We start from the raw sequence: 13,335 nt of genomic DNA, 5'->3' as shown, positions 1-13,335 counted from the left end.
CCGGCATTTTACATTAGCGCATTGCGCGTTTCAGGATACGCTCCGCCTGGCGCTGGAAATCAGCCGCCGTCTCTTCCACGGTTTTCTGACCGTAGTCGATGTACTGCAGAGACGTACCAAACTGGGCCACCACCTGCGGGTCGTCAAAGTAAGGCGATACCGTCAGTTTGGCAGGCAGGGACTGCGCCAGGCGCAGGCCCGCAACCGACGGATCTTCCTCTTTGATGGTGCCGTTAGCGGTCAGGGTCTCTACCGCCGCCTTGCTCAGCGGTACACCGCGCTCAAGGCCCAGCGTCTCCGCTCCCTCTTTGCTGTTCAGCAGGAAGTTAATCAGCTGCGCCGCCTCTTTCGGATGCTTGGTCGATTTACCAATCGACAGCATCTGGGCCGGTTTAAAGAACAGACCCGCGTCGGTGGCACCCGGCAGCATCGGGTAGCTGCCCAGCTCCAGCTTCGCCGGTGGCTTCAGGTTGTCAGAGTATTTGGTGATGGTGGAGTTCCACATGTAGGTGCCGCCCCATTCACCTTCAATCCACGGCTTCATCTCATACATGTTGCTCTTACCAAACGACGCGTAGTATTTGGTATCCGGCATCACGTGGTTGTCGACGAGATCCTTATAGGTCTGGAAAAACTCCACCCACTGCGCTTTGCTGTAGGCGAATTTTTTGGTTTTCTCGTCCACTGCCGGAAGGTTGTACTTCTGGATCATGTAGGAGTTCAGCAGCGCCAGGGTGTCCTGATGCTCCAGCACCACCGGGTAGTACTGCTTGCCCAGCTTGCTCTCAAAGGTTTTACCTGCGGCTTTCAGCTCATCCCAGGTTTTGGGGTATGTAACGCCCGCTTTTTTCCAGGTCTCATCGTTGAAGTAGAAGACGCGCGCGGTCACAGAGATCGGGATCCCGTTCAGCTTGCCGTTGACGGTGGTCGACTTCAGCTCTTTCGGATCGAACTGGCTCAGATCGATCACATCCTTCAGCTGATTGAGGTCGTAGAAGCCGTCGCCGTTTTTCGAGAAGATCGGCAGCCAGTTCCAGTTGGTCTGCATCACGTCAGGCTCGGTGCCGCCAGCGATCTGCGTGGTCAGGCGGGAGAGGTGACCGTCCCAGCCGGTATATTCTGATTTAACGTTAATGTCCGGGTGCTGCTTATGGAACTCCTCGATCGCCTTCAGCGTCACCTGGTGACGGCCATTGCCGCCCCACCAGGACATACGCAGGTCGACGCTATCCGCCGCCTGTGAAGGAAGGGCGCTCAGGCCTAATGTGGCGGAGATTGCTGCGCTTAAAAGCACTTTTTTCATTTTTATACTCCAGTTAGAGAGAGATGTTCTGTTCAGTTTTCGCGTCAAAGATATGACACTTATCCATGTCAAACTTAAACCAGACCTTACGGTTAAGGCCCTTTTCAATCATTGGCTTAGCCTCGTCGGAGGGGATGCGGGCGGTCAGCTCATAGTCGGCCACTTTGAGGTAGACAAAGAACTCATGGCCCATGTTTTCGGTGCGCACCATCTCGCCGGTGCAGCAGCCTTCGGCAAAGGGCTCATCGGAGAGGGAAACGAACTCCGGGCGCACGCCGAAAAATACTGACTGGTTCTGGTACGCGGCGACTTTCTCCTGCTGGCGAGCGTTCAGCGGCAGGCTCTCATCGCCGATGGTGATATGCAGGCGGCCTGCTTTATCAATCAGCTTGCCGGGCTTGATGTTCATCTCCGGTGCGCCGATAAAGCCCGCCACGAACATATTCTTCGGGTGGTGATAGAGATTGTCCGGGGTATCAACCTGCATGATATGCCCAAGCTTCATCACGCAGATGCGATCGCCCATGGTCATGGCTTCGGTCTGGTCATGGGTTACGTAGACGGTGGTAGCCGGTTTCCCGGACTTCTTCAGCTCCTTATGCAGATCCGAAATACGGATGCGCATGGAGGCGCGCAGCTTGGCGTCAAGGTTAGAGAGCGGTTCGTCAAACAGGAACACGTCCGGCTTCTTCACAATCGCCCGGCCCACCGCCACACGCTGGGCCTGGCCGCCGGAGAGCTGGCGCGGCAGGCGTTCCAGCAGCTCTTCTAACTCAAGGATCTTCGCTGCTTCGTCCACGTACCTGTCGATCTGATCCTTCGGCATCTTGCTCAGCTTGAGACCAAAGGCGAGATTTTCCCGCACCGTCATATGCGGATAGAGCGCATAGTTCTGGAACACCATCGCAATGCCGCGCTCTTTCGGCGCGAGGTTGTTCACAATCTTCTCCCCGATACGTACTTCGCCGCCGCTGATGGTCTCCAGCCCGGCCAGCATGCGCAGGGTCGTAGACTTGGCGCAGCCGGACGGCCCAACAATCACCATAAACTCCCCGTCAGCAATCTTCAGGTCGATACCATGTACCGCTTTAAAGCCGTTGGAGTACACTTTTTCCAGCTTGTTGAAAATAACTTCAGCCATGATATTTCCCTCTTAACCTTTAATTCCGCTGCTGGTCACGCCTTGTACGAAGTAGCGTTGAGCCAGGAAGAAGACAATGATGGACGGCAGAATGGAGATACTCGCCATTGCCAGAATTTCGTTCCACGGCGCGCCTTCGGTCACGTCGATGGACATTTTCAGCGCCAGGGCAATCGGGTACTTATCCACGCTGTAGACGTAGATCAGCGGGCCGATAAAGTCGTTCATCGACCACATGAACTGGAACAGCGCCACCGAGATAATCGCCGGTTTCAGGATCGGCACCACCACGTACCAGAGCACCTGAGCAGAGTTACAGCCGTCGATCTGCGCCGCCTCTTCCATGTCACGCGGCACGCCGCGCAGGAACTGGATCAGCATGAAGACGAAGAAGCCCTGGGTCGCAAAGGCCAGCGGCAGATAGAGCGGCATATAGCTGTTGAGCATGCCCATCTCACGGAACATCAGGTACTGCGGGATCAGCAGCACGGTGCTTGGCAGCAGCATGGTGGTGATCAGCGTGGCGAACCAAAACTTCTTCCACGGGATCTCGAAGCGGGCAAAGCCGTAGGCCACGATAGTGGAGGAGATAATGGTCAGGATCACTTTCGGGATCACATACTTGAAGGTGTTCAGCATGTAATGGCCAAAGTTATACTCGGTGCCGGTTTTCCAGCCGTTGATAAAGCCATCCCAGGTGGCATGTGCCGGCCACAGGCTCAGGGTGGTGAAGATCTCGTGGTTAGGCTTGAACGCCGCCGAGAACATCCACACCAGCGGGTAGAGCATCAGCAGGCCAACAAACAGCAGGATCACGTAGCGGATGCTGGCGTTGATCTTCTCTTTACGCAAGGTACGCGCGACTTCCTGGTCAGCGATGCTTCTTGCCGTGGAAATTTGTTGAACGTCAGCCATTTTTGCCTCCCTTATCGGCGGAGTAGAAGACCCAGTATTTTGATGACTTAAAGGCAATGGAGGCGAAGACGGCCACCACCAGGAACAGTACCCACGCCAGCGCCGCGCCGTAGCCCATATCGAAATACTTAAAGGCGGTGTCGTAGATGTAGAGCGAGAAGAGATAGGTGTAGTAGGTCGGGCCGCCGCCGGTAATGACGTACGGGCCGGTAAACTCCTGGAACGCCTGGGTGGTCTGCATAATGAAGTTGAAGAAGATCACCGGCGTAATCAGCGGCACGGTCACTTTAATAAACATCTGCCACTTCGACGCGCCGTCGATCATCGCCGCCTCATACTGCGACTGAGGCACGTTTTGCAGCGCGGCGAGGAAGATCACCATCGCGGAACCAAACTGCCAGACGCGCAGCAGGGTCACGGACATCAGCGCCAGCGACGGCTCGCCCAGCCAGTTCACCGGATCGAGACCAAAAACGCCGATAAAGCTGTTCAGCAGGCCGTCGATGGCAAACAGCGCGCGCCACAGCACGGCGATGGCGACGGAGCTGCCCAGGATGGATGGAATGTAGTAGGCGGTACGGAAGAACCCGATGCCGCGTAATTTAAAGTTAAGAACAAAAGCAATCCCCAGCGCGAAGGCGAGCTTCAGCGGGATAGTTAAAAAGACGTAGGCAAAGGTGACGCCCATCGATTTCCAGAACAGGGAATCTTCGGTCAGCATGTAACGGTAGTTTTCAATCCCGTTAAATACTGGCGGACTCATTAAGTCATACTCAGTAAAACTGAGGAAAAACGAGGAAACGAAGGGAAAAGCCGTAAAGACGATCAACCCGATGATATAGGGCGATATCCAGGCCAATCCCAGCAGTCTGTTTTCATTCATATATACCTGCCTGGGTGTATGAGTGCTTTTTAAAACGGTGTTTTAATTTATCTTATTGCGATTTATTTCTGCGTCATTCAATTAATTATGGAAATGTGATCAAAGTCGAAACGACGTTTCAATAAGGTGAGCCAGGTGACATTTCCCGTGAGCGCGCAGGGTAAGTGCCTGGATAAATGAATGATTAACCCGCTAATGATTTGGTAAAAATAAAAATGCCCTCGCGGCGGAGGGCTTTTTAACAGAGAGCGTTAACGGTTACGCTGTGAGGAAATCCTCACGCACCGGCGTAAAGGTATCGAGCAGGGTGCCCGCTTTTAAGCAGACGCAGCCGTGCACGATGTTTGGCTCTTTATAGAGCGTGTCCCCGGCACGAACGATATGTTTCTCATCGCCGATGGTAAATTCAAACTCGCCGGATAAAACATAGGTAAGCTGTTCATGAGGGTGGTTATGCAGCGGGCCAACCGCGCCTTCGCTAAAATTTACCTCTACCGCCATCATTTTGCCTGAATGGGCCAGAATGCGTCGGGTAACGCCATTGCCCAGATCGTCGAGCTGGGTCTGCTGGTGGAAAGTAAACATGAGAGCGTCCTGTAGTAAAATAGTTTAAGAGTAAAACAATGTTTCATTAAATTTATATCAGCTAGCGTTAAAAAGAAACGCGACGCCTAATAAGTGGAAAGTCGATCACAAGTTTGCTTTCACAGGCGGATAACAGGGGAGAGATACGATGAAAACGATAGGGCTGCTGGGCGGCATGAGCTGGGAATCAACCATTCCCTACTACCGTCTGATTAATGAAGGAATAAAGGCCCGGCTGGGTGGGCTGCACTCCGCCAGCCTGCTGCTGCACAGCGTCGATTTTCATGATATTGAGGCCTGCCAGTCGAGCGGCGACTGGGACCGGGCGGGCGAGATACTTGCCAGCGCTGCCGCAGGGCTTGAGCGCGCCGGTGCCGAAGGGATCGTGCTCTGCACCAACACCATGCACAAGGTTGCCAGTCAGATCGAAGATCGTTGCAGCGTGCCGTTTTTGCACATCGCCGACGCCACCGCTCGGGCGATCCAGAAAGCCAACCTGCAACAGGTGGCGCTGCTGGGCACCCGTTACACCATGGAGCAGGATTTCTACCGCGGGCGGATGCGTGACGCCCACGGCATTGAGACCTGCGTCCCGGACGACGAGGATCGCGCCAGGGTTAACCAGATCATCTTTGACGAACTCTGCCTGGGCACCTTTAGCGAGCCGTCGCGGGCTTACTTTATCGACCTGATCGCGCGGATGGCGAATCAGGGGGCGGAGGGGGTGATCTTCGGCTGCACTGAGATCGGCCTGCTGGTCTCCCAGGATCAAAGCCCGATCCCGGTGTTTGATACCGCCGCGCTTCACGCCGCCGACGTTGTCGACTTTATGCTGGATTAACGCTCCGCCAGCACCGCTTCTAACGGCGCTATAATGCGCGACACCGCCTGCTGTAAATGGCCGGAGAAGGCATCCACCAGCGCAGAGGCGGGGCGGTGCAGGGGGCGGATCAGGCTGACGGTAAAGGGCACGGCGATGCTGAAGGGCCTGACCACCACCCCGCTGCTGGCATAGTCGAGGGCGGTGAGGGGGTTAACCACTGACACCCCGACACCGGCGCGAACCATCGCGCAGACGCTGGCGGCGCTGTGGGTCTCTACTACCATGCGGCGTTTCACCTGGTGCTCACCGAACAGGGCATCCAGCAGCTGACGATAGCTGTCCGAGCGCGACAGGCTAATGTAGTTCTCACCCTGGAAATCCTGGGGAGTAAGCACCTTGCGCTGCGCCAGCGGATGCCCGGCGGGCAGGACGCACACCTCGTTGAGGGTCAGCAGCGGCGTGCGTTCGGTCCCGGCGGGGGTGCTCAGGGTTTCGGTCAGGCCGAGGTCATGACGCTGGGCAGAGAGCCACTCCTCCAGCAACGGCGACTCCTGCGGCACCACGTTGAGGCTCACCTCCGGATAGCGGGCAAGAAAGGGTTGCAGCAGCAGGGGCAGAAACGACTGAGAGAAGACCGGCAGGCAGACGATAGACAGCTCCCCCTGGCGGAACTCTCGCAGGCTTTCGGCGGCGCTGACGATGCGATCCAGGCCGTACCACGAGCGCTGTACCTCTTCAAACAGGCGCAGGCCCTGCACCGTAGGGTGTAGCCGCCCCCGCGAGCGTTCAAACAGCGTCAGGCCAATCACCTTTTCAAAGCGCGCCAGCTCCCGGCTCACGGTAGGCTGCGAGGTATGCAGCAAACGCGCGGCCTCGGTCAGGTTTCCGGCGGTCATTACGGCGTGGAAAATTTCGATATGACGAAGGTTAACGGCGGGCATAGGCTCTCCTGCGACACAAGGTATATCAGATATGAATAGAATCGTAACATAACGATATTTTTTATTCCCTTTGGCCTGTGGCGTAATAGAAAAAAATGATTATGGAGTTCGCCATGCCACGTCCGTTAAATAACACCGATACCGCGCTCACTGCCGCCAACCTGCACAGCCTGGTGACTGAATTTGGCTGCCCGGTCTGGGCCTACGACGCCGGGATTATCCGCCGCCGTATTGCCCAGCTAGCCCAGTTTGACGTGGTGCGTTTCGCCCAGAAGGCGTGCTCCAATATTCATATTCTGCGTCTGATGCGCGAGCAGGGCGTCAAGGTGGATTCGGTATCGCTGGGCGAGATCGAACGTGCGCTGGCGGCAGGTTATCAGCCGCAGAACGGTGCGGATGAGATCGTCTTTACCGCCGATGTGATCGATCCCCCGACGATGGCCCGCGTGCATGAGCTACAGATCCCGGTTAACGCGGGATCGGTAGATATGCTGGCTCAGCTGGGAGAGGTCTCTCCGGGCCACCGCGTCTGGCTGCGGGTTAACCCTGGCTTCGGCCACGGCCACAGCCAGAAAACCAATACCGGTGGCGAGAACAGCAAGCACGGGATCTGGTACAGCGATCTGCCCGCCGCGCTGGAGGTCATGCAGCGCTACCAGCTTAAGCTGGTGGGCATTCATATGCATATCGGCTCCGGCGTGGACTATGGCCACCTTGAGCAGGTGTGTGGCGCGATGGTCAGCCAGGTCGTTGAGTTCGGCCAGGATCTGGAGGCGATCTCCGCCGGCGGCGGGCTGTCAATCCCCTATCGTGAAGGGGAAGAGGCGATCGACACCGATCACTACTTTGGCCTGTGGAACAGCGCCCGGGAAAAAATTGCCGCCCACCTGGGGCATCCGGTGAAGCTGGAGATCGAGCCGGGACGTTTCCTGGTAGCTGAATCCGGCGTGCTGGTGGCGCAGGTGCGCAGCGTCAAAGCGATGGGCAGCCGACACTTTGTGCTGATCGACGCCGGTTTTAACGACCTGATGCGCCCGGCCATGTACGGCAGCTATCACCACATCAGCGCTCTGGCAGCAGACGGCCGCGATCTGGCGGCAGAGCCGCTTATCGATACCGTGGTGGCCGGTCCGCTGTGTGAATCCGGAGACGTCTTTACTCAGCAGGCGGGCGGGGAAGTTGAAACTCGCGCCCTGCCTGCGGTGGTGCCGGGAGATTACCTGGTACTGCATGATACCGGGGCCTATGGCGCATCGATGTCATCCAACTATAACAGCCGTCCGCTGCTGCCGGAGGTGCTGTTTGACAACGGCGCGGCGCGGCTGATCCGCCGTCGGCAGACCATCGACGAGCTGCTGGCGCTGGAGCTGCTGTAAGACAATGAGCCTGAAGATCCTGCCTCTGTACGACGCGCCGCACTTTGCGGACCAGGTAACCGACTGGCTGTGGCAGGCCTTTGGCGACACGCTGTCACGCGATTTTTTTGCCAGCGTGGTTGCCCATAGCCAGCAGCCTGAGGCGTTGCCTGTTACGTTTATTGCCACCGAAGGCGGGAGGCTGCTGGGCACGGTGGGGCTCTGGCGCTGCGATCTCATCAGCCGCCAGGATCTCTGGCCGTGGCTGGCGGCGCTGTATGTCGATGAGGCCGCGCGCGGGCAGGGGCTCGCGGGCAGGCTTCAGCAGCACGTGAAGGATTACGCCCGCGAACGGGGTTTTACCCAGCTGCATCTCTACTCTGCCTGTCGCGATTTTTACGAGCGCTTTGGCTGGCACTATATCGGTGACGGGCTGGACTACCCGGCCACCACGGTGCACCTCTACCGCTGCGCGCTTTAGCTCTCCTGCGGCGTACCCACCGAGTGACGGCGCACCAGCGTTGGGCTAAAGAGGTGAGTGATCTCCGGCAGGGGCTGCTCTTTCGCCAGCGCCAGCGCCAGCTCTGCGGCCTGGGTTGCCATCGTCACGATCGGGTAACGCACGGTGGTCAGGCGTGGACGGACGTAGCGGGAGATCAGCACGTCATCAAAGCCAATCAGCGAGATCTCACCCGGCACCTCAATGCCGTTATCGTTTAAAACGCCCATCGCCCCGGCGGCCATTGAGTCGTTATAGCAGGCAACGGCGGTAAAGTGCCTGCCACGCCCGAGTAGCTCGGTCATCGCCTGCTCGCCGCCGCTCTCATCCGGCTCGCCCCAGGTCACCAGCCTGTCGTTACAGGGCAGGCCGTTCTCCCGTAGCGCATCGTAATAGCCCTGGAGGCGATCTTCCGCATCGGAGATGGCATGGTTAGAGCAGAGATAGCCAATTTTGGTATGTCCCTGCTGGATAAGATGTCGCGTCGCCAGCCATGCGCCATAGCGATCGTCCAGCGCCACGCAGCGCTGCTCGTAGCCGGGCAGGATCCGGTTGATCAGCACCATGCCGGGCATCTGATCCATCAGTGCAGCTAAATCGTCATTGGGAATGCTTTTCGCGTGTACCACCAGCGCCGCGCAGCGGTGGCGCATCAGCTGCTCAATGGCGCGCCGCTCTTTCTGTTCATTATGGTAGCCGTTACCAATCAGTAAAAAGTTACCGGTATGGTAGGCCACCTGCTCTACGGCTTTGACCATGGCCCCAAAAAAGGGATCGGAGACGTCGCCGACCACCAGGCCGAGGGTCTCCGTTGACTGCTGCGCCAGCGCGCGGGCGTTGGCGTTGGGATGGTAGTTGAGTGACGCCATGGCGCTCTGCACCGCCTGCCGGGAGGCGTCGCTGGCTTTGGGGGAACTGTTAATGACGCGCGACACCGTGGCGACGGAGACACCGGCGAGTTTTGCAACATCCTTTATGGTCGCCATTCTGAACCTTCTTTAATGGGTAAGCGTTTACACCTGGTTAAGTGTTGCGGAAAAGTGCGGCAGGTTCAAGGCTCTTGCTTTTCTGAAGTGCGCAAACGTGAGCCAAAGCGCATGTGCAGTGTGAAACCGTTACACTGTTGTTATCAGGCAAATAAACCGGGCAAATAAAACAGAAAAAGGGTAATTCAAACCTTTAGTTACACTTTGCGATGAGCTGTTGCGATTGTTCCCTGGCATCCACAGGGGCGAGGAGCCACAATCAAGATCCCAGAGGTATTGATTGGTGAGATTTCAGTACGTATGAGTACTCACTTTTTGCACCAACCTGCGCGGATGCGCAGGTTTTTTTTCGCCTCGATTTTGCCGCCCGCTACACTTCTCGTGTAATCTGCCACAATCTGCCATACCCGAACGACTGACACAGGAAGTTAATGATGCTGGGATTTTTCCGTACCCTCTTCCGTCTGCTTTATCGCGTAGAGCTCACGGGCAATACGCAGGCGCTGAGCGGCGATCGCGTCCTTATTACCCCCAACCACGTCTCTTTTATTGACGGTATTCTGCTGGCCCTATTCTTACCGGGGCGTCCGGTATTTGCGGTCTACACCTCAATTAGCCAGAGCTGGTACATGCGCGCCCTGTCGAACCTGATCGACTTTGTCCCCCTCGATCCCACCAAACCGATGTCGATCAAGCAGCTGGTGCGGCTGATCGAGAGCGGCCGGCCGGTGGTGATCTTCCCCGAGGGACGTATCTCCGTCTCCGGCTCGCTGATGAAGATTTATGACGGGGCGGCCTTTGTGGCGGCTAAATCGCGCGCAACGGTGATCCCGGTGCGCATCGAAGGGGCGGAGCTGACCTTCTTCAGCCGCCTGAAGGGGCTGGTGAAGCAGCGCCTCTTCCCACGTATTACTCTGCATATCCTGCCGCCGACGCAGCTGCCGATGCCGGAAGCGCCACGCGCCCGCGATCGCCGCAGGCTGGCGGGCGAGATGCTGCATCAGATTATGATGGAAGCGCGCATGGCCGTGCGCCCGCGGGAAACGCTGTTCGAAGCCCTGCTGGCGGCGCAGTACCGCTACGGCGCGGGCAAGAACTGCGTCGAGGATATCAATTTCAAGCCCGATACCTACCGCAAACTGCTGACCAAAACGCTGTTTGTGGCGCGCATCCTGGATAAATACAGCGCCCAGGGCGAAAAAATTGGCCTGATGCTGCCGAACGCGGGCATTGCGGCGGCGGTGATATTCGGTGCCATCGCTCGGGGACGCATCCCGGCAATGATGAACTACACGGCTGGGGTGAAGGGGCTGGGCAGCGCCATTACCGCCGCGCAGATCAAAACCATCTTTACCTCCCGCCAGTTTATGGAGAAGGGCAAGCTCTGGCATCTGCCGGAGCAGCTGACCGAGGTGCGCTGGATCTATCTGGAAGATCTGAAAGGCGAAGTCACTACCGCCGATAAGCTGTGGATCTTCGGCCATCTGCTGATGCCGCATCTCGCCCAGGTACCGCAGCAGCCGGAAGATGACGCGCTGGTGCTGTTTACCTCCGGTTCAGAGGGCAATCCAAAAGGGGTGGTGCACAGCCATAAAAGCCTTCTCGCCAACGTGGAGCAGATCCGGACCATCGCGGACTTTACCGCCCGGGATCGCTTTATGTCGGCTCTGCCGCTGTTCCACTCCTTTGGCCTTACCGTGGGGCTATTTACCCCGCTGCTGACCGGGGCAGAGGTCTTTCTCTATCCCAGCCCGCTGCACTACCGTATCGTGCCGGAGCTGGTCTATGACCGTAACTGCACCGTGCTGTTTGGCACCTCGACTTTCCTTGGGCACTACGCCCGCTTTGCCAACCCTTACGACTTCTACCGCCTGCGCTACGTGGTCGCCGGGGCGGAAAAACTGCAGGAGAGCACCCGCCAGCTCTGGCAGGATAAGTTCGGCCTGCGGGTACTGGAGGGCTACGGCGTCACCGAGTGTGCGCCGGTGGTCTCCATCAACGTGCCGATGGCGGCGAAGCCAGGGACGGTGGGGCGTATTCTCCCAGGCATGGATGCGCGCCTGATGGCGGTGCCGGGCATTGAAGAGGGCGGCAGGCTACAGCTGAAGGGGCCGAACATCATGACCGGCTATCTGCGCGTTGAGAATCCAGGCGTACTTGAGCGCCCGGCTGCAGAAAACGCCGAGGGTGAGATTGAGCCCGGCTGGTATGACACCGGCGATATCGTACGCTTCGATGAGCAGGGCTTTGTGCAGATCCAGGGCCGGGCCAAGCGCTTCGCCAAAATCGCCGGGGAGATGATCTCGCTGGAGATGGTAGAGCAGCTGGCGTTAATGGCCTCGCCGGACAAAATGCACGCGACGGTTGTGAAGAGCGACGCCAGCAAAGGCGAAGCGCTGGTGATGTTTACCACCGACAGCGAGCTGACCCGTGAGACGTTGCTTAAGCAGGCGCGCGCGCAGGGCGTACCGGAGCTGGCCGTGCCGCGTGATATCCGTTTCCTGAAGCAGTTGCCGGTGTTGGGCAGCGGCAAACCGGATTTTGTTACCCTGAAGAGCAAACTCGACGAGGCGGAAGCGCAACATGCATGAGCCAGTAAGCACGAACAATTCTCTGCTGTCGAAGGGCATGCTGGCGGTGACTGCCGCCCAGTTCCTCTCGGCATTTGGTGATAACGCCCTGCTGTTTGCCACCCTGGCGCTGCTCAAGGCCGAGTTCTATCCTGACTGGAGCCAGCCAATCCTGCAGATGGTGTTTGTAGGTGCTTACATACTCTTCGCTCCTTTTGTTGGACAGGTGGCGGACAGCTTTGCCAAGGGGCGGGTAATGATGTTCGCCAATGGGCTGAAGCTGCTCGGGGCGCTGAGTATCTGCGTGGGCCTTAACCCATTTATTGGCTATACGCTGGTGGGCATTGGCGCGGCGGCCTACTCTCCGGCCAAATACGGCATTCTCGGCGAGCTGACCTCCGGCGATAAGCTGGTGAAGGCCAATGGCCTGATGGAGTCCTCGACTATCGCCGCCATTCTGCTTGGCTCGGTGGCCGGGGGCGTGCTGGCAGACTGGCACGTGCTGGCGGCGCTCGGCGTCTGCGCCCTGGTGTACGCCGGAGCGGTGGTTGCGAACCTGCTGATCCCGAAACTGCCGGCGGCCCGGCCGGGCCAGAGCTGGCGTTTTGCCCCCATGACCCAGAGCTTCTTTCACGCCTGTAAAACGCTATGGCTAAACGGCGAAACCCGCTTTTCGCTGGTGGGCACCAGCCTGTTCTGGGGAGCAGGGGTGACGCTGCGCTTCCTGCTGGTACTGTGGGTGCCGGTGGCGCTTGGCATCAGCGATAACGCGACGCCAACCTATCTTAACGCTATGGTAGCGGTGGGTATCGTTGTTGGGGCGGGCGTGGCGGCGAAGCTGGTGACCCTGGAGAGCGTGGCTCGCTGCATGCCTGCGGGGATCCTTATTGGTGTGGTGGTGACGCTCTTTTCGTTACAACATGCATTGCTGCCTGCCTACGGCCTGCTGGTGCTCATTGGTATTCTGGGCGGGTTTTTCGTCGTGCCGCTTAATGCGCTTCTGCAGGAACGAGGAAAACGTTCCGTGGGGGCGGGCAATGCCATCGCAGTGCAGAACCTGGGCGAGAACGCGGCGATGCTGCTTATGCTGGGGCTTTACTCGCTGGCGGTGAAGGCGGGGGCACCGGTGGTCGGCGTCGGGGTAGGCTTTGGCGTGCTGTTTGCGCTGGCGATTGCCGGCCTGTGGCTGTGGCAGCGCCGTCGCTAATCACTTTATGCCGCATGGCAGCCACCGTAGGCTGGGCAAACGTAGTGCCGCCCGGCATTGCAGCATCAGCACAGAAATGCCCGGTGGCGCTACGCTTACCGGGCCTACAGTCGATACCGTGTCGATC

At 58.2% G+C, this 13,335-nt stretch carries 12 protein-coding genes; 5 read left to right on the top strand and 7 right to left on the bottom strand.

Annotation, left to right across the window (positions count from 1 at the left end):
* Nucleotides 1-13: 13 nt before the first annotated feature.
* The 5 genes from NR795_RS12970 to NR795_RS12950 form a co-directional block, all read right to left on the bottom strand.
* Nucleotides 14-1,303: an ABC transporter substrate-binding protein gene (locus tag NR795_RS12970; protein ID WP_144819024.1), complete on the bottom strand. Its 1,290-nt coding sequence runs from the start codon at nt 1,301-1,303 to the stop codon at nt 14-16.
* Between the two features lie 13 nt (nt 1,304-1,316).
* On the bottom strand, nt 1,317-2,444 hold the full coding sequence (locus NR795_RS12965) for an ABC transporter ATP-binding protein (RefSeq protein ID WP_144819026.1): 1,128 nt from the start codon (nt 2,442-2,444) through the stop codon (nt 1,317-1,319).
* Nucleotides 2,445-2,456: 12 nt separating this feature from the next.
* Nucleotides 2,457-3,359, bottom strand: coding sequence for a carbohydrate ABC transporter permease (locus NR795_RS12960; protein WP_144819028.1), 903 nt, complete (start codon nt 3,357-3,359; stop codon nt 2,457-2,459).
* Entirely contained in the window at nt 3,352-4,242 is an 891-nt protein-coding gene (locus tag NR795_RS12955; RefSeq protein ID WP_144819030.1) for a carbohydrate ABC transporter permease, read from the bottom strand. The genes NR795_RS12960 and NR795_RS12955 overlap by 8 nt, the downstream gene beginning before the upstream one ends.
* Before the next feature lie 258 nt (nt 4,243-4,500).
* Entirely contained in the window at nt 4,501-4,827 is a 327-nt protein-coding gene (locus NR795_RS12950) for a cupin domain-containing protein (protein WP_257758447.1), read from the bottom strand.
* A gap of 148 nt (nt 4,828-4,975) precedes the next feature.
* On the opposite strand from NR795_RS12950, the gene NR795_RS12945 reads away from it, so the two are divergent.
* Nucleotides 4,976-5,668, top strand: coding sequence for an aspartate/glutamate racemase (locus tag NR795_RS12945; RefSeq protein ID WP_144819034.1), 693 nt, complete (start codon nt 4,976-4,978; stop codon nt 5,666-5,668).
* On the opposite strand, the gene NR795_RS12940 is transcribed toward NR795_RS12945, so the two are convergent.
* Nucleotides 5,665-6,591: a LysR family transcriptional regulator gene (locus tag NR795_RS12940; RefSeq protein WP_257758446.1), complete on the bottom strand. Its 927-nt coding sequence runs from the start codon at nt 6,589-6,591 to the stop codon at nt 5,665-5,667. The two genes, NR795_RS12945 and NR795_RS12940, sit on opposite strands and share 4 nt — an antisense overlap.
* Before the next feature lie 113 nt (nt 6,592-6,704).
* Between NR795_RS12940 and lysA the strand changes: the two genes are divergently transcribed.
* Together lysA and NR795_RS12930 are read left to right on the top strand one after the other, a co-directional pair.
* A complete protein-coding gene (gene lysA / locus NR795_RS12935; protein ID WP_257758445.1) occupies nt 6,705-7,967 on the top strand; it encodes a diaminopimelate decarboxylase in 1,263 nt (420 codons plus the stop codon).
* Between the two features lie 10 nt (nt 7,968-7,977).
* Nucleotides 7,978-8,427 carry a GNAT family N-acetyltransferase gene (locus tag NR795_RS12930; protein WP_144819084.1) on the top strand — a complete coding sequence of 150 codons (450 nt, stop codon included), beginning with the start codon at nt 7,978-7,980 and terminating at the stop codon, nt 8,425-8,427.
* On the opposite strand, the gene galR is transcribed toward NR795_RS12930, so the two are convergent.
* Nucleotides 8,424-9,431: an HTH-type transcriptional regulator GalR gene (gene galR, locus NR795_RS12925; protein WP_144819040.1), complete on the bottom strand. Its 1,008-nt coding sequence runs from the start codon at nt 9,429-9,431 to the stop codon at nt 8,424-8,426. The genes NR795_RS12930 and galR overlap by 4 nt on opposite strands.
* A gap of 431 nt (nt 9,432-9,862) precedes the next feature.
* Here galR and aas point away from each other — a divergent pair, with 431 nt between their 5' ends.
* Together aas and lplT are read left to right on the top strand one after the other, a co-directional pair.
* On the top strand, nt 9,863-12,022 hold the full coding sequence (aas, locus tag NR795_RS12920; protein WP_257758444.1) for a bifunctional acyl-ACP--phospholipid O-acyltransferase/long-chain-fatty-acid--ACP ligase: 2,160 nt from the start codon (nt 9,863-9,865) through the stop codon (nt 12,020-12,022).
* The gene (gene lplT / locus NR795_RS12915) at nt 12,015-13,208 is read left to right on the top strand and encodes a lysophospholipid transporter LplT (RefSeq protein ID WP_144819044.1); all 1,194 of its coding nucleotides are present in this window, start codon (nt 12,015-12,017) and stop codon (nt 13,206-13,208) included. The genes aas and lplT overlap by 8 nt, the downstream gene beginning before the upstream one ends.
* The last annotated feature ends 127 nt before the right edge of the window (nt 13,209-13,335 follow it).

This window comes from Pseudescherichia sp. L3 (genome assembly GCF_024656065.1).
Lineage (GTDB): Bacteria > Pseudomonadota > Gammaproteobacteria > Enterobacterales > Enterobacteriaceae > Pseudescherichia.
This window is presented reverse-complemented; position numbering and strand designations above follow the sequence as displayed.

What these genes read in the sequence shown, in the direction of transcription:
- NR795_RS12970 (WP_144819024.1), bottom strand. Translation starts at nt 1,303, where the DNA reads ATGAAAAAAGTGCTTTTAAGCGCAGCAATCTCCGCCACATTAGGCCTG.
- NR795_RS12965 (WP_144819026.1), bottom strand. Translation starts at nt 2,444, where the DNA reads ATGGCTGAAGTTATTTTCAACAAGCTGGAAAAAGTGTACTCCAACGGC.
- NR795_RS12960 (WP_144819028.1), bottom strand. Translation starts at nt 3,359, where the DNA reads ATGGCTGACGTTCAACAAATTTCCACGGCAAGAAGCATCGCTGACCAG.
- NR795_RS12955 (WP_144819030.1), bottom strand. Translation starts at nt 4,242, where the DNA reads ATGAATGAAAACAGACTGCTGGGATTGGCCTGGATATCGCCCTATATC.
- NR795_RS12950 (WP_257758447.1), bottom strand. Translation starts at nt 4,827, where the DNA reads ATGTTTACTTTCCACCAGCAGACCCAGCTCGACGATCTGGGCAATGGC.
- NR795_RS12945 (WP_144819034.1), top strand. Translation starts at nt 4,976, where the DNA reads ATGAAAACGATAGGGCTGCTGGGCGGCATGAGCTGGGAATCAACCATT.
- NR795_RS12940 (WP_257758446.1), bottom strand. Translation starts at nt 6,591, where the DNA reads ATGCCCGCCGTTAACCTTCGTCATATCGAAATTTTCCACGCCGTAATG.
- lysA (WP_257758445.1), top strand. Translation starts at nt 6,705, where the DNA reads ATGCCACGTCCGTTAAATAACACCGATACCGCGCTCACTGCCGCCAAC.
- galR (WP_144819040.1), bottom strand. Translation starts at nt 9,431, where the DNA reads ATGGCGACCATAAAGGATGTTGCAAAACTCGCCGGTGTCTCCGTCGCC.
- aas (WP_257758444.1), top strand. Translation starts at nt 9,863, where the DNA reads ATGATGCTGGGATTTTTCCGTACCCTCTTCCGTCTGCTTTATCGCGTA.
- lplT (WP_144819044.1), top strand. Translation starts at nt 12,015, where the DNA reads ATGCATGAGCCAGTAAGCACGAACAATTCTCTGCTGTCGAAGGGCATG.